We start from the raw sequence: 21273 nt of genomic DNA, 5'->3' as shown, positions 1-21273 counted from the left end.
GGTCACCGCCCGGGTGTCGCGGGCGCCGCGGTGCTGCGCCGGACGGCCCCGGGGTGTAGCAAGACCTGCAGGACCAACGGCGTCCGCACACCGGGCGCCGGGCGATCACGCGAGAAGGACGGATCCGTGGATCTGAAGATCGGGTACAAGGCGTCGGCCGAACAGTTCGGCCCCCGCGACCTCGTCGAGTACGCGGTGCTGGCCGAGGAGCTCGGGCTCGACAGCGTCTGGGCGTCGGACCACTTCCTGCCGTGGCGGCACGAGGGCGGGCACGCCCCGGCCGCGCTGCCCTGGATGGCGGCGGTGGGGGAGCGCACGAAGCGGGTGCAGATCGGCACCTCCGTGCTCACCCCCACGTTCCGCTACAACCCGGCGGTGCTGGCCCAGGAGTTCGCCACGATGGCGCTGCTCACCGGCAACCGGGTCGCGCTCGGCGTCGGCACCGGCGAGGCGCTGAACGAGATCGCGGTGTCCGGGCGGGAGTGGCCCGAGTTCAAGGAGCGCTTCGCCCGGCTGCGCGAGGCCGTGAAGATGATGCGCGCGCTGTGGACCGAGGAGTCGGTCAGCACCGAGGGCGAGTACTACACCTTCGTCGACGCCATGATCTACGACCGGCCCGAGCAGCCGGTGCCGATCTACGTCGCCGCGGGGGGGCCGATGGTAGCCCGGTTCGCAGGCCGGTTCGGCGACGGGTTCATCTGCACCTCCGGCAAGGGCATGGACCTCTACACCGACAAGCTCCTCCCGGGCGTCGAGGAGGGCGCGGGCAAGGCCGACCGCGACGCGGGCGCCATCGACAAGATGATCGAGATCAAGATCAGCTACGACCGGGACCCCGACGCCGCGCGGGAGAACACCCGGTTCTGGGCGCCGCTGTCGCTGACCGCCGACCAGAAGAACTCCGTGGACTCCTCGCAGGAGATGGAGCGCCTGGCCGACGAGCTGCCGATCGAGCAGGTGGTCAAGCGCTGGATCGTCGCGTCGGACCCCGACGAGGCCGTCGAGCAGATCAAGCCCTACCTCGACGCGGGCCTGAACCACCTCGTCGTGCACGGACCGGGGCACGACCAGCGCCGGTTCCTGACGCAGTTCACCGAGGACGTCGCGCCGAAGCTGCGGGCGCTCGCGTGAGCGCCGCGACGAGCGCGCCCGCCGTCACCCGCGACGGGCGGGTGCTGCGCTGCCGGGTCTCCACCGGCCGGCACGGCACCCTCGACGGGCCCGCCATGGCCGAGGTCACCGAGGCGCTGCTGGCGCTCGACCCGGCCGAGACCGGAGCGGTGCTGGTGCACGGCGACGGCGAGAACTTCTGCACCGGCGGTGACGTGCGGGCCTTCGCCGGGGCCGAGGACCGCTACGCCTACGTGCACGGCCTCGCCGACACCTTCCACTCCATGCTGCGCCCGCTGGCCGCCTCCCCGGTGCCCACGGTCGCGGCGGTGCCGGGCTGGGCCGCCGGTGCGGGCATGAGCATCGCGCTGGCCTGTGACCTCGCCGTCGGCGGGACCTCGACCCGGATGCGCCCGGCCTACCCCGGGATCGGGTTCTCCCCGGACGGCGGGATGACCTGGACGCTGCCGCGGCTGATCGGCGCCGCGCGGGCGCGGCGGGTCCTGCTCACCGACGAGGTCCTCGAGGCCGGGACGCTGGCCGAGCTGGGGCTGCTCGCCTCCGTCGTCGACGACGACCGGGTGGCCGACGAGGCCGCCGCGGTCGCGCACCGGCTCGCCCAGGGACCGACGGCCGCGCTGGGCCGCATCCGCGGGCTCCTGACCGCGACCTGGGACCGGGGGCTCGACGAGCAACTGGCGGCGGAGGCGGACTCCATCGCGACCTGCGCCGCGGGTCCGGAGGGTGCCGAGGGGCTCGCCGCGTTCGGCGAGAAGCGCCGCCCGCAGTTCCACTGACCACCGCACACGACGAGGGGGGCGCGACCGTCCGGGTCGCGCCCCCCTCGTCGTCGGTGTGGCCGGTCAGCGCCCGCTGGCCGGGCTCCCCGCGACGACCCGGCGCGAGCGCTGCGGGCCGCGGCCGGTGCCGGGCATGCCCACGGCGAAGCGCCGGGCCGGGCGGTGCAGGCCCGGGCCGAGCGGCCAGCCCGCGTCGAGCGGGGCGAGCAGGCGGTCCAGCTCGGAGTCCGGGGTGGCGCCGACGCTGTTGCGGAGCAGCCGCTGGAACTCCTCGTACTCGGCGAGCGCGTCGGCGACCTGCCCACCGGCGAGCAGGGCCTCGACCAGGGCGCGGCGCGACCGCTCGCGGCTCGGCGCGGTGACGACGGCCCGGCGCGCGACGGCGACGGCGTCGTCGTGCCGGTCGGCGGCGGTGAGCGTGCCGGCCAGCCCTTCCAGGGCGGACAGGCGCAGCTGGCGGAACCGTTCGCGCTCCACGGCGATCCACGCCGCGGTCCACGACGGGAGGATGTCGGCCTCCAGCAGCGCGGTCTCCGGCGCGCCGATCTCACGTACGGTGCGCAGCATGCTGGGCGCGGACAGCCCGCGGATCAACAGCATGGCCTCGGTGAGATCGACGACCACGTCGTCGCCGAGCTGCAGCCGGCCGAGGTGGTCGGCGTCGAGCAGACCCGGTACGTCGACGCCGGCGACGGCCTCGTCGAGCAGCCGGGCCGCGGGGACGGGACCGACCCCGGGCCACAGCGTCGCGGCGAGCGCCGCGGTCGGCTGCGGCCGCCGGTGGACGGCGAGGTAGGCGACCAGGCGACGGGAGTCGACCGGCAGCGGGACGGCGCGGTCACCCGCGCGCAGCCCGAACGAGCCCAGCACCCGCACGTGCGGGGTGGAGGTGGGAGTGCTCTGCTCACTGGATCGACAGTGATCGTCGGACATGGCCGTTTCCCCGGATCGGTCGTGACGTGCGGCCCGCGATCGGCTCCGCACGGAGCCGGGGCGCGCCGGGCGGGAGGCCTCGGATCGCGGAGCGGGCACGACGGAACCGCACCGACACGGACGGCGGGCGGCGTCTCCGTGTGGTGTCGTGGGACGAGGATAGCCCAGCAGTGCCCACGGTGTGGGATCCGGGTACGGCCGGATTGTGAGATCTGCGTCAGGCCCGGGAGAGCAGCCGGACGTGGGTCCCGTCCGGGGCCCGCCACACGTGGAGGCTGTCGCAGAGCTGCCGGGCGATCCAGGTCCCGCGCCCCCGTGCCTGCGACGGGTGCGGCGGCGCGAGCCCGATCAGCGGCAGCGCGATCGCCCCGCTGTCCTGCACCTCGCAGACCAGCTCCCCGTCGCGCGCCCACACCGACAGCCCCGCCTCCGGGGAGCCGTGCTCGACCGCGTTGGTGGCGACCTCGTTGACCGCCTGCACCATGTCCTCGCCGCGCACGGGGTCGAACCGGCACACCCGGGCGGCCTCCTCGACGGCGTCGCGCACCCGGGACAGCTCGAAGGTGTTGTAGGACAACGTGACGTCCGGCGGTCCGAGCAGGTGTGGCGGCGCGATCGGCAGGGCCGCGAGGACCTCGGCGGGCGGGCGGTGCCGCGGGTTCTCGGTGAGCCCGGACGCGCGCAGCCGCAGCGGGTGGTTGGCCACCGCCGACTCGCCCACCGCGCCGTGCAGCGGCAGCCGGGGGTAGGCGCACACCTGCAGGACCGGCAGCCCCGCGAGGGAGATGTTGAGCGCGGCCTCCAGCTCGACCCAGAACCCGCCGTCGACGCCGTCGAGGTCCGGGTCGTGCGCGCCCACCACGAACACCGGGCGGCCCGAGGAGGTCAGCGCCCGCAGCTCCCGGGCCCGCCAGGCGGCGACGGTCTGTCCGGACTCCCGGGCCGAGCTGGTCAGCGAGGTGAGCCTGCCGAGCTCGACCTCGTCGCCGAGCTCGTCGTGCAGCGCCTGCTCCAGCGGCGCGGGCAGGTCCACCGCGATCCGGGCGCCGGTGTCCCGCGCCGCGGCCCGGGCGGCGGGGGCGACGGCGGCGAGCAGTTCGACCGGGTCGTCGGCGTGCACGAGGGCGTGCCGGAAGCCGGGCGGGCGGGGCGCGGGGTTGACCTTCACCGGAGCTGTCCTCCCGGGTGCACGACCCCGGGGGCCGGGGGATGGTCGTCGAACACGAGCTGCGGGGAGAAGGCCGCGCCGCAGCGTTCGAGCACGCGCAGCACCCGCGGCCGGACCCGGTGCAGCACCAGGCGGTGGGTGGCCGGGAAGCCCTCGGCGGCGTGCACCAGCGCGACCGCGGTGGCGACGTCGACGAACCGCACCGAGGCCAGGTCCAGGCCGATGTCGGTGGAGGCGTCCGCGGACCGCAGCGCGGCGTCCAGTGCCGAGTGCAGCAGCGAGGTGATCTTCGAGCGGTTGCTGTGGTCGACCTCGCCGGCCAGCCGGGCGTGGCCGGTACCGAGGCGCACGATCCGGAGCAGGCCGTCGTCGTAGGCGGTGGAGCAGGGGACGTGGTCGCGGTGCAGCGCCCGCATGATGTCGATCTGCTCGGCCGGGAAGTGCTCGGTGTCGTAGGTGCACAGCGCGGTCAGCCCGCCCGCGCTCTCGCGGACCAGCCGGGCCAGCAGGCCGTCGTACTCGGGCAGAGTGCCCGCGGCGCCCGCCTCGAGCACCGAGTGCATCTGGCCGGTCATCCGGGTGCCGTTCCAGCCGAGCTCGCGGGAGCGGGCGACCTCGCCGGACATCCCGGCGTGCACCTCGGACAGCGGGGTGCGGAAGGTGCGCCGGGTCCGCTCGGGGGGCAGGATCTCCAGCTGGCCGTGGCGCAGCGGGTCGTCGACCTCGACGCCGTCCTCGACGAGGCGGCGGAGCAGGACGTCGGCGGCGCCGTCGTCGTCGAAGTAGAGGATGCGCTCGCCCCGGTCGAGACCGTGCGCGACGTAGGCGGCGGCGAGCTCGCCGAGGTGCTCCGTGCTGTCCGGGACCGCGCACACGTGATCTCCGGACGTCAGCGCGTCCGCCAGTTTGATCACGTCTCACCTGCCGCGCGCACCCCCGCCGCCGCACGTCGCGGCGCCGGGCACACCCCGTCACGAACTCCTGGACGGATCAACCGTACGGAGGCCCTCGGCGGGGACCGGAGACCTCGGAGCGTGTGGGGCGCCGAACCGACGGTGACGCGCGACGAGCGGATCGCCACCGGCGGGCGACCGGGGTCGGCAGACCCGGTCCGACCAGGACCTACGGCCGTTCGGCGCTGCCCGGTGCACGCCGGACGGCGGTCGCACCCGGTGTCCGGGTGGTCGCCGTCCGGCGTGCTGCGGGCGGGTCAGGCGGCCGGGTTGACCGCGACCGAGGTGGTCGCGCTGCCCTGGATGGTCTGCAGGACGACGCAGTACCGCTCGGTCAGCTTCACCAGGGTCGCGACCTTGTCCTCGGCGGCGGGCGCGCCGCCGTCGCGGATGTCGACGTCGAAGGACAGGCGGATCTCCCGGAAACCGACCGGGGCGTCCTTCGCGACGCCGAGGGTGCCGCGGAAGTCGAGGTCGCCCTCGGCGCGCACGGCGCCGAGCACCTCGAGCTCCAGCGCGGTGGCCACCGCGCGCAGGGTCACCCCGGCACAGGCCACCAGCGCCTCCAGCAGCATGTCGCCCGAGCACAGCTGGGTGCCGTCGCCGCCGGTGGCCGGGTGCAGGCCCGCCTCGGCCATCGCCTGGCCGGTCGAGACCTTGCACGCCACACCGGAGCCGAGCTCGCCGTCCGCCTTCAGGGTGATGACCGCCGACTCCGGGTCGTCGCGGTACTGCTGCTTGAGGGGGGCCTGGATGTCGCGCAGGGAGATGTTGGTGTCGGTCATGTCCCCATCCTCACCCCGACGGGGCGCCCCGCACATCCCGACCCGACGACTAGGGTGCCCGGTGTGGGCGGGGAGAGCGACACCGGACGGGCGGCAGCGGTGCGCCGCAGCGCCCGCGAGGCCGCCGACTCGGTCCGCGAGGCCCGCGACACCGTCCGGGACACGGTGCGCGACACCGTCCGGGACTCGGTGCACGACACCGTCGGCCCGCCCACCGACGACGACCGGCTCTGGACCGTCCCGAACGCGCTCAGCATGCTGCGCCTGGCCGGGGTACCGCTGTTCCTGTGGCTGATGCTCGGCCCGGAGGCCGACGGCTGGGCCGTCGCGGTGCTGGCGATCGGCGGGTTCACCGACTGGCTCGACGGCAAGCTCGCCCGCGTCCTGGACCAGTTCAGCCGGTTCGGCGCCATGCTCGACCCGGCCGTGGACCGCCTCTACATCCTGGCCGCGCTGGTCGGGCTGGCCGCGCGCGACATCGTGCCGTGGTGGGCGGTGGTCGCCCTGCTGGCCCGCGACGTCGTCCTCGCCGTCTGCGTGTTCGTGCTGCGCCACCGCGGCTACGGCCCCTTCGAGGTCGTCTACCTCGGCAAGGCCGCCACCTTCGTCCTGCTCTACGCCTTCCCGCTGCTCCTGCTCGGAGACGGTCCCTCGCCCGCCGAGGCCGTGGTCGGCGTCGTCGCGAACGCCTTCGCCATCTGGGGCGTGGCCCTCTACCTGTGGTCCGGGCTGCTCTACCTGGTCCAGTTCCGGCTGGCGATGCGGCGCCCGGCGCCGGGCGTCCCGGCCCCGTCGACCCGGTTCGATCACGGCGGCGCCGGGGGATAGGCTCCCCGGCGTGAGCTCGGAGATTCCGTCGGACCTGTCCTACACCGAGGCCCACGAGTGGGTGCGCCGCAGCGGGGACGGGGTGGTCCGGGTCGGCATCACCGACCACGCCCAGTCGCAGCTCGGTGACGTCGTCTTCGTGCAGCTGCCGGCCGTGGGCGACACCCTCGCCGCGGGCGACGCCATGGGCGAGGTCGAGTCGACCAAGTCGGTGTCGGACATCTACGCCCCGGTCGGCGGCGAGGTCGTCGCCGTGAACGACGGGCTGGACGCAGGTCCGGAGCTGGTGAACTCCGCTCCCTACGGCGACGGGTGGATCGTCGAGATCCGCCTGGCCGAGGGGGCCTCGCTCGACGGTCTGCTCGACGCCGAGGCCTACCGCCAGCTGTCCGACGGCGCCTGAGCCGGCCCGCCCGCCGCACCACGCGGCACGGCGCGCCGACCTCCGTATCGCCCCGGCCGCTCCGACCGGTAGGTTCACATTCCCTGGACGTGCCGTCCGGAAGGGACCGGGACACCGGCCCCGCACAGCCCTGACCGCCCGGACGCCGTCCGGGCACCGCATCCGCGAGGAGGAGTCCCCGAGGTGACCACGAACGACCCGCGCGACGTGCCACCGGAGCGCGCACCGGAGACCACGTCGGTCTTCCGGGCGGACTTCCTCGCCGACGTCGAGCAGCCGGCCGCCGAGCCCGCCGTCTCGGGTGTCGACGGGCTTCCCGCCGGGTCGGCGCTGCTCGTCGTCCGGCGCGGTCCGAACGCCGGCTCGCGCTTCCTGCTGGACGTGCCGACCACCAGCGCCGGCCGGCACCCCGACAGCGACATCTTCCTCGACGACGTCACCGTCTCCCGGCGGCACGCGGAGTTCCGCCGCGACGCGGGTGAGTTCGTCGTGGTCGACGTCGGCAGCCTCAACGGCACCTACGTCAACCGCGAGCCGGTCGACACGGCGGTGCTCGCCAACGGCGACGAGGTGCAGATCGGCAAGTTCCGGCTGGTCTTCCTGACCGGGCCCCGCGAGCCGGGCGCCCAGGGCTGACCGCGGCTCCGTGCGGCGGCGCCCCCGGTGCCGCCCACGGACCCACGCGTACGACCGGCCCGTCGCGGCCGGGGGGCTTCCGTACCCCCTGGTGCGACGGGCCTTCTGCGCGCACGGGGGCCGGCGGGTGTCGAGCCGACACGCCGTGCGCGACGGGCGTGTGACGATCGTCGAACGGACCCCGTCACTCCCCGTCCGGAGGCGCGCGTCGGGGCGGACCGCCGTGTAGCGTCATCAGGTGTCGGTGGCAGTGCGGTGACAACGACACGGAGCCCGTCGGGGTCCGCCGCACGGGTCAGGGCGAGCAAGGCGATCAGGGCGGCCGGGGTGGCGTGTCCACCCGGGCGGCCCGACAGGCCCGACAGGGCCGGGGAGGCGGGCTGATGAGCGAGATGCGCGTCGTGGGCGTCCGGGTCGAACTTCCGGCGAACCAGCCGATCCTGCTGCTGCGGGAGACGAACGGCGACCGATACCTCCCGATCTGGATCGGATCGGTGGAGGCGACGGCGATCGCCCTCGAGCAGCAGGGGGTCAAGCCCGCCCGGCCGCTGACCCACGACCTGCTCAAGGACGTCATCGGGGCACTCGGGCGGCGGCTCGAGCAGGTGCGGGTGACCGACCTGCAGGAGGGCACCTTCTACGCCGAGCTGATCTTCGACGGCGGCGTCACGGTGTCCGCGCGGCCGAGCGACTCGATCGCGCTGGCGCTGCGGACCGGTGTCCCGGTGCACGCCGACGAGAGCGTCCTCGCCGAGGCGGGTCTGGTCATCCCCGACGAGCAGGAGGACGAGGTCGAGAAGTTCCGCGAGTTCCTCGACTCCGTGTCGCCGGAGGACTTCCGCGGGGCCCAGCCGGGCTGACCCGTCCGGGTGACCACCGCCGTCACCCGGCGGTGGAACCGGATGGACCGCGGTCCGACCGTTCACCGACGTCACCGACCGTTCGGCGGCTGTACGCCCTCCGTACCCGGCAACCCGGGCGGGTGTCCGGTACGCCCGGGTCGGCGAGCCGCGTTGACCACCTCGGCCACTGGGCCTACCGTCATCACGACTGATGACATCCGTGGAACTCACCCACTACCCAGAGTCACATGGTAGGGGAGGGCCACGGTCCCGACCGAGGGAGACCGCGCGGTGCAGACGCCACCACCCGAGGGGCCGGGTCAGGGAGAGCTGTTCCCGGACCCGCTCGTCGGTGAGGGGCTCGACGGGGTGACCGACCGCCTGGTCGGCTTCCGCGGGCCGACCGCGTGTCAGGTCGTCGGCATCACCTACCGGCAGCTGGACTACTGGGCCCGCACCGGGCTGGTCGTGCCGTCGATCCGCGGCGCCGCCGGGTCGGGCAGCCAGCGGCTGTACTCCTTCAAGGACGTCCTCGTCCTCAAGATCGTGAAGCGGCTGCTCGACGCCGGTGTCTCGCTGCAGAACATCCGGATCGCCGTCGAGCACCTGCGCCGGCGCGGGATCCGCGACCTGGCCGGCATCACCCTGTTCTCCGACGGCACCACCGTCTACGAGTGCACCTCCCCGGAGGAGGTCGTCGACCTGCTGCAGGGCGGCCAGGGCGTGTTCGGGATCGCGGTGTCCGGGGCGATGCGCGAGATCTCCGGCGTCATCAAGGACTTCCCGGCCGAGCGGGCCGACGGCGGCACCGTCGACGAGGCCCCCGAGGACGAGCTGGCCCGCCGCCGCGCACGCCGCGCGATCTCCTGACTCCCGCTCCGGCGGGCCTACGCGACGGCGCGGAACGGGTCGTGCTCGGCCAGCAGCTTCTCCATCCGCGCCTGGTCGACCCGGTTGACCACGGTCAGGCTGTCCTGCCGGTCCCGGACGCACTTCGCCAGGGTGAACGCCGAGGTGATCGCGTACAGCACGGCGATGGCGAGGAACGCCTTCACCCACCCGTCGACGGGCAGGTAGACGGTTCCGACGACGACGGCCGCGAGCGACACGCCGAAGGACAGCATCGCCTGCGTGTGGAACGCGGCGGTGGTGGCCGGGGTGGTGTTCGGAGCGCTGGTGTTCGACATGGCAGGAAGTGTGACGAGCCGGCGCAGGCGGCGACGCCGCAGAACTACGCAGGTAGGCTGGCCCGGTAGTCGTCGACGCCGCGCGGGAGAGCCCCGGGGAACGAGCCCGGGCGCCGAAGGAGCAACCCCTTCCCGGAATCTCTCAGGCACACGGACCGCGCGGTCGAGGCGCCTCTGGAAAGCGACGGGCCGCACACGCACGCGGGGCGCCCGTCCGCCGACGGGGAAAGCCGGAAGCCTCCGGTGAATCTCTCAGGCGCCCGGTCTCCGGGTACGGACAGAGGGGAAGGGGCCAGTCGCCCTGCCCCGATCCGCCCGACGACCTCCGGAGGCGCCGTGAGCCCGACGTCCGAGCACCGTCCCACCCTCGCCGAGCTGGAGCGGGGGCTCCCGTTCGCCGAGCGCCACATCGGGCCCCGCCCCGATGACCTGGCCCGGATGCTGGAGGTGCTGGGCGTCGACTCCCTCGACGCGCTCGCCGCCCGCGCGCTGCCCGACACCATCCGCGACGACGCACCGGTCGGTGCCTCGCTGCCCGCGCCGGTCGGCGAGGCCGAGATGCTGGCCGAGCTGCGCGAGCTGGCCGGGCGCAACACCGTCACCGTCCCGATGATCGGCTACGGCTACCACGGCACCCGCACCCCGTCGGTGATCCGCCGGAACGTGCTGGAGAACCCGGCCTGGTACACCGCGTACACGCCGTACCAGCCCGAGATCAGCCAGGGCAGGCTCGAGGCCCTGCTGACCTTCCAGACCATGGTGTCCGACCTGACCGGGCTCCCGGTCGCCGGCGCCTCGTTGCTCGACGAGGCCACCGCCGCCGCCGAGGCGATGACGCTGCTGCGCCGGGCCAACCGCTCGACCAGCCCGCGGTTCGTCGTCGACGCCGACACCGTGACACAGACCGTGGACGTGCTGCGCACCCGCGCCGAGCCGCTCGGCATCGAGCTGGTCGTCGCCGACCTCGGCGACGGCGTGCTGCCCGAGGGCGAGTTCTTCGGGGTGCTGCTGTCCTACCCGGGCGCGTCGGGCCGGGTCGCCGACCCGTCGGCGCTGGTCGAGGCCGCGCACGGGCGCGGGGCACTCGTCGCCGTCGCGGCGGACCTGCTGGCCCTGACCCTGCTCACCCCGCCCGGGGAGTTCGGCGCGGACGCCGCGGTCGGGTCCACCCAGCGCTTCGGGGTGCCGCTCGGCTTCGGCGGCCCGCACGCGGGCTACCTCTCGGTCGGGCAGCGCCACGCCCGTCAGCTGCCGGGACGCCTGGTCGGGGTCTCCCGCGACGCCGACGGCCACTACGCCCTGCGGCTGGCGCTGCAGACCCGCGAGCAGCACATCCGCCGGGAGAAGGCCACCTCCAACATCTGCACCGCGCAGGTCCTGCTCGCGGTCATGGCCGCCTGCTACGGGGTGCACCACGGCCCGGACGGGCTGCGCGACATCGCCACCCGCACCCACCGGATGGCCGCGGTGCTCGCCGCCGGTCTGCGCTCGGGCGGGGTGGAGATCGTCCACGACGCGTTCTTCGACTCCGTGCTCGCCCGCGTCCCCGGCCGCGCCGACGCCGTCGTCGCCGCCGCGCACGACGCCGGGATCGCGCTGCGCCGCGCCTCGGACGACGAGGTCGGCGTCGCCACCTCGGAGATCACCACCGTGGCGCACCTGCACGCGGTGTGGGCGGCGTTCGGCGTCACCGGGGTGGACGTGGCCGCGCTCGACGGGGACACCGCCGACGCGCTGCCCGCGGGCCTGCGCCGCGCGAGCGAGTACCTCACGCACCCGACGTTCCACGAGTTCCGGTCCGAGACCGCGCTGATGCGCTGGCTGCGCCGCCTCGCCGACGCCGACCTCGCGCTGGACCGCACGATGATCCCCCTGGGCTCGTGCACCATGAAGCTCAACGCCGCCGCCGAGATGGAGGCGGTGACCTGGCCGCAGTTCGCCGACCTGCACCCGCTCGCGCCGGAGTCCGACACCGCCGGCACCCGGGAGATGATCGACCAGCTGGAGACCTGGCTGGCCGACCTCACCGGCTACGCCGCGGTGTCGCTGCAGCCCAACGCGGGCAGCCAGGGCGAGCTCGCCGGGCTGCTCGCCATCGCCGCGTACCACCGCAGCCGCGGGGCGACCGACCGCGACGTCTGCCTGATCCCGGCCTCCGCGCACGGCACCAACGCCGCCTCGGCGGTCATGGCCGGGCTGCGGGTGGTCGTCGTCGGGACCGCACCGGGCGGCGACGTCGACCTCGACGACCTGCACGCGAAGATCGCCGAGCACGGCGACCGGCTCGCCGCGCTGATGATCACCTACCCGTCGACGCACGGCGTCTACGAGGCCGGGGTCCGCGACGTGTGCGCCGCCGTGCACGACGCCGGCGGCCAGGTCTACGTCGACGGCGCCAACCTCAACGCGCTCGTCGGGGTCGCCCGCCCGGGGGCCTTCGGCGGCGACGTCAGCCACCTCAACCTGCACAAGACCTTCTGCATCCCGCACGGCGGCGGCGGGCCCGGCGTCGGCCCGGTCGCGGTGGCCGAGCACCTGGCGCCGTTCCTGCCCGGGCGCACGCCCCGGTCCGACGGCGGCGTCGGCCCGGTGTCCGCCGCCCGCCACGGCTCGCCCGGCGTCCTGCCGATCTCCTGGGCCTACCTGCGGATGATGGGCCTGGACGGGATGCGCCGCGCCACGCTCACCGCGGTGGCGGCCGCCAACTACGTCGCCACCCGGCTGCGGGAGCACTTCCCGGTGCTCTACGCGGGCGCCGACGGCACGGTGGCCCACGAGTGCATCCTCGACCTGCGCACGCTGACCAAGGAGACCGGGGTGACCGTCGACGACGTCGCCAAGCGGCTCATCGACCACGGCATCCACGCCCCGACCATGTCCTTCCCGGTGGCCGGGACGCTGATGGTCGAGCCCACCGAGTCCGAGGACCTCGCGGAGATCGAGCGGTTCGTCGCCGCGATGGTGTCGATCCGCGGCGAGATCGACCGGGTCGCCGCGGGGGAGTGGCCCGCCGAGGACAACCCGCTGCGGAACGCCCCGCACACCGCGGCCTGCCTGGCCGACGACAAGTGGGACCACCCGTACCCGCGGGAGCTGGCCGCGTACCCGACCGGGGTCACCCCGGGGGTGCACGACCGCAAGGTGTGGCCTCCGGTGCGCCGGATCGACGGCGCCCACGGCGACCGGAACCTGGTCTGTTCCTGTCCGCCGCCGGACGCCTTCGCCTGAGCCGGCACCGGCCCGCCGGGCGAATGTCCGGACAGGGCGGGGATCATGGCGGCGTGTCACGCCGACCGAGTGAGCGCCTCCGGGTCCCCGCCCCCGTCCTGCGGACGCGCGTCGGGTCGAAACGGGCCGCCACCGACCAGCCCAACGTCACCGGTGACGGTGCGTCGCCGCTGACCGTCCGGTTCTGGCTGCTGCTCGTCGGGACCGGGGTCGCCGCCGGGCTGTCCGGGATCGTGCTGATGGCGCTGCTGCACGCGGTGTCGGAGTGGGCCTGGGGGTCCGGGGCGGCGGAGGGGTTCCAGGCGGCGGTCGAGCGGGCCGACACCTGGGGGCGGGTGTGGCCGCTGCTGGTGGCGGGGCTCGTCGCCGGGGTCGGCGGGTACCTGCTGCGCCGGTTCGTGCCCGGCCGCACCGACGTCGACGACGCGATCTGGACCGGGGACGCGCGGCTCGGGGTGCGCCGCAGCACCGGCACGGCGGCGCTGTCGGAGATCGTCGTCGGGCTGGGTGCCTCGCTCGGCCGGGAGGCCGCGCCCAAGCTGATGGGCGGGGTGTGGGGCGCGGTCCTGGCCGGCTGGGGCGGGCTGTCGCTCGAGCAGCGACGGCTGCTGGTCGCCTGCGGCGCGGGCGCCGGGCTGGCCTGCGTCTACGACGTGCCGCTGGGCGGGGCGCTGTTCACCGCCGAGGTGCTCGTCGGCACCGTGCGGCTGCCGGTGGTGCTGCCCGCGCTGGCCTGCACCGCGACCGCCACCGTCGTCGCCTGGCTGTACCTGCCCGCCGGGCCGGTCTACCCCGGCCTCCCGGTCCCGGCGACGACGCCGTCGCTGCTGGTGTGGGCGGTGCCCGCGGGCGTGCTGATCGGGGTGCTCGCGACCGGCTGGGTCCGGCTGATCGGGTTCGTGTCGCACCACGGGCCCCGGCGGACGTGGTGGCGGATCGCCGCCCCGGTCGTCGCGTTCGGGCTGCTCGGTGTGGCCGGGCCGGCGTTCCCGCAGCTCTACGGCAACGGCGCGGACCTGGCCGAGCAGGCCTTCCTCGGCGGCGGGGCGCTGCTGCTGTTCGCGGCGCTGGCCGTGCTGAAGCCGCTGGTGACGGCGATGTGCCTGGGCAGCGGCGCGTCCGGCGGACTGTTCACCCCGACGCTGTGCACCGGCGCGGTCCTCGGGGCCGCGCTCGGCGGGGCCTGGTCGGCGCTGTGGCCGGGCACTCCGGTCGGCACGTTCGCCCTGGTCGGGGCGGCCGCGATGATCGGGGCCGGGATGCAGGCGCCGCTGGCCGGCCTCGTGCTGGTGCTGGAGCTGACCGGCACCGGGTTCGGGATCGCCGTCCCGCTGGTCGCCGCGACGCTGGTGGCGACCGCGGTGGCCCGGTGGCTCGACGGGTACTCGATCTACTCGGCGCGCCTGGCCGCGCAGCCGTCGCCGGAGCAGTCGACCTGAGACCGGCGATCAGGTCGCCGGCAGCGGGGCGGCGTGCGCGGGGCCGGGACCTCCTCGACGACGGCCGCGACGCCGGCGGGACCGCTCAGCCACGGGCGAGCCGGGACCGGCGGTGGGCCGCCATCCGGACCGGGGCGTCCGGCCAGCCGTGCCCGTCGTGCGTGCCGGTGCGCTGCACCAGGGCGAGGAACAGCCGTCCGCCGAGCAGCTCGGTGCAGACCTGCAGGTAGTCGCCGTGCGCGTCGCGGTCGTGCAGGACCCCGAGCTCCCGGTAGGCGGCGACGGTGTCCGCGGGCAGGTCGAGCCGGGCGGCCAGGTCGTCGTGGTAGTTGGCGGGCACCGCGAGCAGCGGCACCCCGGCGGCCCGTGCCGCGGCGGCGGTGGCGAGCACGTCGTCGCAGGCCAGGGCCACGTACTGCGGGTCGGCGACGGCCGGGCTCCAGTCCCCGCGACGCAGCACCGACACGGTCAGCGCGAGCCGGAGCCGGCGCCGGGGGTCGGCGAGCGCCCGGCTTCGGACCAGCCCGAACGGGGCCGCGTACTCCCCGTCGCCGACCGGGTCCAGGCCGAGGACGGCACGGTGGAACAGCACCGCCTCGTCGAACGCGTCGTAGGGCTGGGTCAGGCCGACGTGGTCGATCCCGGTGATCCCGGTCCCGGGGGCCGGCGCCTCGTCGACGCCGACGAAGTCGTGCGGCCAGGCGGGGCCGTGCGTGGAGTCCGGGCCCGCGTCGCCGGAGGTGCGGCACAGGAACAGCGCCGTGCCGTCCGGTGCGGGGATCTCGGCGAACTCGGCCTCCCCCGGCCCGGTCGCGCGGGGGACCGGGGAGGCACAGAGCCGGGCGGCCCGGCGCGCGGAGGCGTCCGGGTCGGGGGTCTCGACGGCGATCGCCGCGACCGCACCGGACCCGGTGCCCGCCGCGTTGACGAGCAGCCGGGCACCGCCCTGCTCGAAGCGCTCCACCTGCTTGGTGCGGTGCACCCCGGTACGGCTGAACCCCAGTGCACGCAGCACCCGGCCCAGCTCCGGGCCCGCGGTCAGCTCGACGAACGCGGTCCCGTCGAGGGACGGCGCCGCGGTGGCGACCGGGTCGGTCCCGGCACCGGCCAGCGCGGTGGCCTCGGCGAGGGCGATCAGCGATCGGCGGGCGTCGACGGCGGTGCGGACCGGGTCGGACTGGCGGAAGACGTCGTTGAACACCTCCAGCGACAGCGGCCCGCCGTACCCGGCCGCCAGCACCGGGGCGAGGAACGCGGGCAGGTCGAACCCGCCCTGACCGGGGAACAGCCGGTGGTGACGGCTCCAGGACAGCACGTCCATCGACAGCTCCCGGGCGTCGGCGAGCTGCAGGAAGAACAGCTTCCCGCCGGGGACCTCGGCGATCGGGGCCGGGTCCGAGCCGCGGGCCAGGACGTGGAAGGAGTCCAGGCAGAGGCCGAGCGCGGGGTGGTCGGCGGCGCGCACGGCGTCCCAGGACGCGTCCCAGGTGTCGACGTGCCTGCCCCAGGCGAGCGCCTCGTAGGCGATGCGCAGCCCGCGCTCGTGGGCGCGGGCGGCGAGGGTGTGCAGCTGGGCGGCGAGCAGGTCGGCGTCGGCGGCGGGGTCGACGGCGTCGGGGGACACCGAGGAGCACACCAGCACGGTGTCGGCGCCGAGCCCCGCCATGACCTCGAAGGTCGCGTCCGCGCGGCGCAGGTTCGCCGCGAACCGGCCGGGGTCGGTCGAGTCGATGTCGCGCAGCGGCTGGTAGAGGTCCACCGACAGGCCCAGGTCCCGGCAGCGGGCGCCGATCGCCGCCGGGGACCCGGGGTCGGCGAGCAGGTCCGGCGCGAAGATCTCGACGCCGTCGAACCCGGCGGTCGCGGCGGCGGCGAGCTTGTCCTCCAGCGTGCCGGACAGGCAGACCGTGGCCAGGGACAGGCGAGCGGTCCCGGTGGGCACGGTTGCGGTGGGCACGGTTCCGGTGGGTGCGGTCTCAGGCGACACGGACGGCCTCCTGCTCGGCGGTGATCAGCTCGGCGAGGTGGGCGAGCATCCGCGCCGGGTCCGGTGCGACGCCGGTGAACAGCCGGAACGCCTCCGCGGCCTGGTGCACGGCCATCGCGCCGCCGTCGACGGTGCGGCAGCCCGCGGCGCGCGCGGCGCCCAGCAGCGCGGTGTCCAGCGGCCGGTAGACGATCTCGGCGACCCACGGGCGGGTCGCGAGCAGCGCGGGGTCGAACGGCAGGCCGGGGTGGTCGGCCATCCCCACCGGTGTGGCGTGCACGAGGCCGTCGGCGCCGGGGAGCAGCGCGGCCAGCTCCGGCGACGGGTGGCCGGTGGCCTGCGCGCCCGGGGCCAGGTGCGGGGTCACCGACGCGGCGAGGGCGGCGGCGCGGCCCCCGTCGACGTCGACGACCTGCAGGACGCCGACGCCCTCGCGGGCCATGGCGTAGGCGGCCGCGGCGCCGGCGCCCCCGGCACCCAGCAGCACGACCCGGCCCGTCGCGGCGCCGGGCAGCCCGGCCCGCCAGCCGTCGCGGAACCCGGTCCAGTCGGTGTTGTGCCCGGTCATCGACCCGTCCGTGCCGATGACGACGGTGTTGACCGCGCCGATGGCGGCGGCGTCCGGGGCGAGGGCGTCGAGGTGGCCGATCACGCGCTGCTTGCAGGGATGGGTGATGTTGAGTCCCGCGTGGCCCTGGGCGCGGGCCCGGCGGAGCAGGTCGCCGACGCCGTCCGGTGCGACCCCGAGGACGTCGAGGTCGAGGCGCCGGTAGGTCAGGTCCAGGCCGTGCGCGGCGCCCTCGCGCTCGTGCAGGGCGGGCGACAGCGACGGACCGATGCCGGCGCCGATCAGCCCCGTCCGCACCCGTGTGCCGGTTCCGGTGGCGTCGGTGTCGCGCCGGGTCTCGCTGCTGCTCCGCACGGATCCCTCCTCGGATCTATGTACCGTACGGTTAGTTGTACCGGACGGCGGACGGATCGGCCAGGGGAGACGGCCGGCGGTCCGTAGAGTCCGGGGACGCCGCCGGGATCCCGGCGGCGCGGACCGGCGGAGGGGGACCGCAGTGGCAGCGGCACCGGAGGACGGCGTCCGGCAGCGCGACGCCGAGCGCACCCGCACCGAGATCCTGGACGAGGCGACCGCGGAGTTCGCCGACCGGGGACTGGCCGGGGCGCGGGTCGACGAGATCGCCGCGCGCACCCGGACCACCAAGCGGATGCTCTACTACTACTTCGGCTCGAAGCAGGGCCTCTACCTGGCCGTTCTCGAACGGGCCTACGCCGGGATCCGGGCACTGGAGCAGCAGCTGTCGGTGTCGGACCTCAACCCGGCGCGGGCGGTGCGTGCGGTCGCCGAGCTCACCTTCGACCACCACGAGGCGCACCCGGACTTCATCCGGCTGGTGGCGATCGAGAACATCCACCACGCCGAGCACCTGCGGTCCTCCCCGTTGCGCGAGGGGCTGGCCGGGCCCGCGGTCGGAGTGCTGGAGCCGATCCTCGCCCGCGGCCGGGAGACCGGCATGTTCCGCGACGACGTCGACGCCTTCGACGTCCACGTGCTGATCAGCTCGTTCTGCGTGTTCCGGGTGGCCAACCGGCACACCGTCTCGGCCATCTTCGGCCGCGACCTGCTGGACCCGGCCCGCCGGGCGCACTACCGCCGCATGGTCGGTGACCTGGTGGTGGAGTACCTGACCGCCCGCGTCGGACAGGACTGACGGGACCGGCGTCCCTCCGGCTCTTGACAGGTGTCGCTGCGCAACTCACTATTCGGTACGTAACCAGACGGTACATAAGCGAGCGGCTCGCCGCCCGGGAGCCGTCGTCCACACCAGTGCCTGCAACGTCGCACACGCCGGGAGCCACCGTGAGCCAGCAACCGTCCGCCGCCGCGCCGAGCGCGCCGCAGGCGCAGCCGAAACGGGCCGCCCTGGCCGCGTGGATCGGCAGTGCCCTGGAGTACTACGACTTCTTCATCTACGGCACCGCCGCGGCGCTGGTGTTCAACAAGGTGTTCTTCCCCGACTCCAGCCCGGCCACCGGCACGCTGCTGGCGCTGGCGACCTTCGGTGTCGGCTACCTCGCCCGGCCGCTCGGGGCCTTCGTGCTCGGTCACATCGGTGACCGGTTCGGCCGCAAGCGCGTGCTCGTCGCGACGGTGATGCTCATGGGCACCGCGACGTTCGTGATCGGCTGCCTGCCGTCCTACGGCTCGATCGGTGTCGCGGCTCCGATCATCCTGGTCGCGATGCGGCTGCTGCAGGGCTTCTCCGCAGGCGGCGAGCAGGCCGGTGCGAACTCGATGACCCTGGAGCACGCACCGGACCACCAGCGCGCCTACTACACGAGCTTCACGCTGTCCGGCACACAGTTCGGGCAGATCCTCGCGACGGCGGTGTTCCTGCCGATCGCGCTGCTGCCGGAGGAGGACCTGCTGTCCTGGGGCTGGCGGGTGCCGTTCTGGCTGAGTTTCGTCGTGGTGCTGGTCGCGTTGTTCATCCGCCGTTCCCTGCGCGAGACCCCGGTCTTCGAACAGCAGCGCGAGGAGCAGGGTGAGAGCGTGAGTCCGCTCGCCGAGCTCGGCCGCAACCACCTCGGCAGCGTCGTCCGCGTGGTCGCCGCCGCCACCATCGCGACGGTCAGCACGATCTTCACGGTCTACGCGTTGTCCTACGCGGTCAACACCGTGGGGCTGTCCCGCTCCGCGATGCTCTGGGTCGGTGTGCTCGCCAACGTCCTCGCCCTGTTCGCCCTGCCGTTGTTCGCCCGGCTCGCCGACCGGATCGGTCGCAAGCCGGTGTTCATCGGTGGCTCCGTCGGGTGTGCGGTGCTGATGTTCGGCTATCTCGGTGCGATCTCCACCGGGAACTACGTGCTGATCTTCGTGGTCGGGTTGCTGATGTTCGGGGTGGTGCACAGCGCCACCGGTGGGGTGTGGCCGTCGTTCTACGGCGAGATGTTCCCGGCGCGGGTCCGGCTCTCCGGCACCGCCATCGGCACCCAGATCGGCTTCGCCGTCGCGGGCTTCGCCCCGTCGATCGCCGCCGCACTGGCCGGGCCGGACGGCGCGAACTGGCTCCCGGTCGCCGGCTTCGTCGCCGCGATCTGCCTGCTGAACATCATCGCCGTCGCCACCGGCCCGGACCACTACCGGACGCCGACCGCGGAGCTGGGCACCCGCCCGGTCCGGGACAGGGTCGCCGCCTGATGACGCCGGTGTACGCCGTCACCGCCCTGCGCTACGCCTCCCGCGAGGCGCGGCGCGGGGAGCACTTCCTCGGCTTCTCCGAGGACTGGGCGGAGCCCCATCCGACCGCCTACTACGTGTGGCTGGTGCGTGGTGTCGGCCGGACGATCCTCGTCGACGCCGGCATCGACCCGGAGCGTCCGGGCAGCCTGGTCGGTTCCACCGCGGACCTGACCGCCCCGCACGTGCTGCTGGGGGAGGTCGGTGTCGACCCGGCCGAGGTCGACACCGTGGTCCTGACCCATCTGCACTACGACCACACCGGCACGGTGGCCCGCTACCCGAACGCCCGGTTCGTGCTCCAGCGCGACGAGCTGGACTACTGGACCGGGCCGTGGGCGAAGCGGCTCACCCGCGAGCAGTGGCTGTGCTCCGCGGTCGACCTGGGGTTCCTCACCGACCCGTCGACGACCGGACGCGTCGACCTCGTCGACGGAGACGTCGAGCTCGCCCCCGGGCTGTCGGTGCACCGGGTGGGAGGGCACACCGCCGGCATGCAGATCGTCCGGGTGGCGACCGCGGCCGGGCCGGTGGTGCTGGCCTCGGACGCCGCGCACTTCGCCGAGAACATCGAGCTCGACCGGGCCTTCCCGATCGTGAACTCGGTGCCGCACGCCCACGCCGCGTTCGACCGGGCACTCGAGCTCGCCGACTCCCCGTACCTGGTGGTGCCGGGACACGACCCCGTCGTGCTGGAGCGCTTCCCCGCCGTCTCGCCGCGGCTGGCCGGACGGGCGTGCCTGATCGGTTCGGTGCGGGGAGCCGCGGCCGGCTGAAGCCTCCCGACCGGGCGTCGCGGGCCCGGTGGCGTCACGCCACGGGGCCCCTCGGCGTCCCGGCCGCGGCCGCCAGCACCCCGACGACGTCGCCGGGGTCGGCGGCCCGGTCACCGCGCCACACCGCGTCGGTGCCCAGCCGCACCTGCGCCCCGGTCACCGGCAGCACGTGCACCGGCTCCCCGACGAACGCCTTGTGCGTGGCGCCGGACCCCAGTCCGACCAGTGTGAACGCCTCCCCGGCCGCCACGACGTGGGTGAGGTCGCCCGGGTTGTGGGTGTCGAGCTCGATCCGCCGGTGCACGCCGTGCCGGGCGAGCAGCTCCCCGGTGGCGCGGTAGACCGCCGGGGCGGCGTCGTAGCGGATGGACACGTACGGCAGCTCCGCCAGCTCCTCGAGGCGGACCTCGGTGCGGTCGTCGAAGCCGCGCCCGTGCCCGACGGCGACGGCGGCCGGCCGGGTGTCCACCCGCCGCACGGTCAGCGCGGGGTCGTCGCTCCCGCCGTGCAGGAACGCCAGGTCCAGCTCGCGGCGGGCGACCGCACGGGCCAGCTCCGCGCTGGTCCCCGGCCGGATCCGCACCGCCAGCTCCGGGCGGGCGGCCCGCAGCCGTTCCAGGAACCCGTCGCGGACCGCCGCGGTCACGTCCGGCGCCATCCCCACCACGACGACCGGGTGCCCGTCCGCGGCGGCCAGCGCGCCGGGCAGCGCCTCCACCCGGGCCACGATGTCGCGGGCCCGCGGCAGCAGCGCGCGTCCGGCCGCGGTGAGCGCCATCCCGCGCGCGGACCGGGTGAACAGCGGCGCGCCGAGCTCCCGCTCCAGGTCGCGGACCCGTCGCGACAACGGCGACGCGGCCAGGTGCAGCCGGGCCGCCGCCCGGGTCAGGTTCAGCTCGTCGGCGACGGCGAGGAAGTACCGCAGATGGAACAGCTCCACGGACCGTG

The 21273-nt window shown here is 74.9% G+C and carries 20 protein-coding genes and 1 riboswitch; of the genes, 12 read left to right on the top strand and 8 right to left on the bottom strand.

All coding sequences use genetic code 11. From position 1 onward, the window contains the following. The first annotated feature begins 126 nt into the window (after positions 1-126). Positions 127-1131: a glucose-6-phosphate dehydrogenase (coenzyme-F420) gene (gene fgd, locus KPF22_RS15835; protein ID WP_208820313.1), complete on the top strand. Its 1005-nt coding sequence runs from the start codon at positions 127-129 to the stop codon at positions 1129-1131. Further along, the gene (locus tag KPF22_RS15830; RefSeq protein ID WP_224402517.1) at positions 1128-1907 is read left to right on the top strand and encodes an enoyl-CoA hydratase/isomerase family protein; all 780 of its coding nucleotides are present in this window, start codon (positions 1128-1130) and stop codon (positions 1905-1907) included. The genes fgd and KPF22_RS15830 overlap by 4 nt, the downstream gene beginning before the upstream one ends. A gap of 66 nt (positions 1908-1973) precedes the next feature. On the opposite strand, the gene KPF22_RS15825 is transcribed toward KPF22_RS15830, so the two are convergent. The 4 genes from KPF22_RS15825 to KPF22_RS15810 all read right to left on the bottom strand — a co-directional run bounded on the left by KPF22_RS15825 (position 1974) and on the right by KPF22_RS15810 (position 5749). Then, positions 1974-2843 carry a BTAD domain-containing putative transcriptional regulator gene (locus tag KPF22_RS15825; RefSeq protein WP_224402516.1) on the bottom strand — a complete coding sequence of 290 codons (870 nt, stop codon included), beginning with the start codon at positions 2841-2843 and terminating at the stop codon, positions 1974-1976. Between the two features lie 217 nt (positions 2844-3060). Further along, entirely contained in the window at positions 3061-4011 is a 951-nt protein-coding gene (locus KPF22_RS33175; protein WP_224402515.1) for an ATP-binding protein, read from the bottom strand. Continuing rightward, positions 4008-4925 (bottom strand): MEDS domain-containing protein, encoded by a 918-nt coding sequence (locus KPF22_RS15815; protein ID WP_208820317.1) that lies wholly within the window; start codon positions 4923-4925, stop codon positions 4008-4010. The genes KPF22_RS33175 and KPF22_RS15815 overlap by 4 nt, the downstream gene beginning before the upstream one ends. A 296-nt stretch (positions 4926-5221) precedes the next feature. After that, positions 5222-5749, bottom strand: coding sequence for an OsmC family protein (locus KPF22_RS15810; RefSeq protein WP_062394956.1), 528 nt, complete (start codon positions 5747-5749; stop codon positions 5222-5224). 63 nt (positions 5750-5812) lie between these two features. On the opposite strand from KPF22_RS15810, the gene KPF22_RS15805 reads away from it, so the two are divergent. From KPF22_RS15805 to KPF22_RS15785, 5 genes are all read left to right on the top strand, one after another. Next, positions 5813-6577, top strand: coding sequence for a CDP-alcohol phosphatidyltransferase family protein (locus KPF22_RS15805; RefSeq protein ID WP_208820318.1), 765 nt, complete (start codon positions 5813-5815; stop codon positions 6575-6577). A gap of 10 nt (positions 6578-6587) precedes the next feature. Continuing rightward, positions 6588-6980: a glycine cleavage system protein GcvH gene (gene gcvH, locus KPF22_RS15800; RefSeq protein WP_062394959.1), complete on the top strand. Its 393-nt coding sequence runs from the start codon at positions 6588-6590 to the stop codon at positions 6978-6980. Between the two features lie 183 nt (positions 6981-7163). Beyond that, positions 7164-7616 (top strand): glycogen accumulation regulator GarA, encoded by a 453-nt coding sequence (garA, locus tag KPF22_RS15795; RefSeq protein WP_062394962.1) that lies wholly within the window; start codon positions 7164-7166, stop codon positions 7614-7616. A gap of 383 nt (positions 7617-7999) precedes the next feature. Next, complete coding sequence (locus KPF22_RS15790) at positions 8000-8476, top strand: bifunctional nuclease family protein (protein WP_010224693.1); 477 nt, start codon at positions 8000-8002, stop codon at positions 8474-8476. 273 nt (positions 8477-8749) lie between these two features. Continuing rightward, positions 8750-9328 carry a MerR family transcriptional regulator gene (locus KPF22_RS15785; RefSeq protein ID WP_208623102.1) on the top strand — a complete coding sequence of 193 codons (579 nt, stop codon included), beginning with the start codon at positions 8750-8752 and terminating at the stop codon, positions 9326-9328. A 17-nt stretch (positions 9329-9345) separates the two neighbouring features. Here the strand turns inward: KPF22_RS15785 and KPF22_RS15780 are convergent, their stop codons facing one another. After that, entirely contained in the window at positions 9346-9645 is a 300-nt protein-coding gene (locus KPF22_RS15780; protein WP_062394965.1) for a YiaA/YiaB family inner membrane protein, read from the bottom strand. 73 nt (positions 9646-9718) lie between these two features. After that, a riboswitch (glycine riboswitch) is annotated at positions 9719-9813 on the top strand. Positions 9814-9981: 168 nt separating this feature from the next. Between KPF22_RS15780 and gcvP the strand changes: the two genes are divergently transcribed. Together gcvP and KPF22_RS15770 are read left to right on the top strand one after the other, a co-directional pair. Next, positions 9982-12873, top strand: coding sequence for an aminomethyl-transferring glycine dehydrogenase (gene gcvP, locus KPF22_RS15775; protein ID WP_208820319.1), 2892 nt, complete (start codon positions 9982-9984; stop codon positions 12871-12873). 53 nt (positions 12874-12926) lie between these two features. Beyond that, the gene (locus KPF22_RS15770) at positions 12927-14312 is read left to right on the top strand and encodes a chloride channel protein (protein ID WP_224402514.1); all 1386 of its coding nucleotides are present in this window, start codon (positions 12927-12929) and stop codon (positions 14310-14312) included. A gap of 85 nt (positions 14313-14397) precedes the next feature. On the opposite strand, the gene KPF22_RS15765 is transcribed toward KPF22_RS15770, so the two are convergent. Both KPF22_RS15765 and KPF22_RS15760 read right to left on the bottom strand, forming a co-directional pair. Beyond that, positions 14398-16269 (bottom strand): sugar phosphate isomerase/epimerase and 4-hydroxyphenylpyruvate domain-containing protein, encoded by a 1872-nt coding sequence (locus KPF22_RS15765; protein WP_224402513.1) that lies wholly within the window; start codon positions 16267-16269, stop codon positions 14398-14400. A gap of 19 nt (positions 16270-16288) precedes the next feature. Further along, positions 16289-17221: a shikimate dehydrogenase gene (locus tag KPF22_RS15760; protein WP_308010408.1), complete on the bottom strand. Its 933-nt coding sequence runs from the start codon at positions 17219-17221 to the stop codon at positions 16289-16291. Between the two features lie 142 nt (positions 17222-17363). On the opposite strand from KPF22_RS15760, the gene KPF22_RS15755 reads away from it, so the two are divergent. From KPF22_RS15755 to KPF22_RS15745, 3 genes are all read left to right on the top strand, one after another. Then, a complete protein-coding gene (locus tag KPF22_RS15755) occupies positions 17364-18020 on the top strand; it encodes a TetR family transcriptional regulator (protein WP_073574895.1) in 657 nt (218 codons plus the stop codon). A gap of 149 nt (positions 18021-18169) precedes the next feature. Further along, on the top strand, positions 18170-19510 hold the full coding sequence (locus KPF22_RS15750; RefSeq protein WP_224402512.1) for an MFS transporter: 1341 nt from the start codon (positions 18170-18172) through the stop codon (positions 19508-19510). Next, entirely contained in the window at positions 19510-20325 is an 816-nt protein-coding gene (locus KPF22_RS15745) for an N-acyl homoserine lactonase family protein (protein WP_224402511.1), read from the top strand. The genes KPF22_RS15750 and KPF22_RS15745 overlap by 1 nt, the downstream gene beginning before the upstream one ends. A gap of 34 nt (positions 20326-20359) precedes the next feature. Here the strand turns inward: KPF22_RS15745 and KPF22_RS15740 are convergent, their stop codons facing one another. Then, on the bottom strand, positions 20360-21265 hold the full coding sequence (locus KPF22_RS15740; RefSeq protein ID WP_224402510.1) for a LysR family transcriptional regulator: 906 nt from the start codon (positions 21263-21265) through the stop codon (positions 20360-20362). Positions 21266-21273: the final 8 nt, after the last annotated feature.

This window comes from Pseudonocardia sp. ICBG1034 (genome assembly GCF_020131375.1).
GTDB classification, from domain to species: domain Bacteria; phylum Actinomycetota; class Actinomycetes; order Mycobacteriales; family Pseudonocardiaceae; genus Pseudonocardia; species Pseudonocardia alni.
This window is presented reverse-complemented; position numbering and strand designations above follow the sequence as displayed.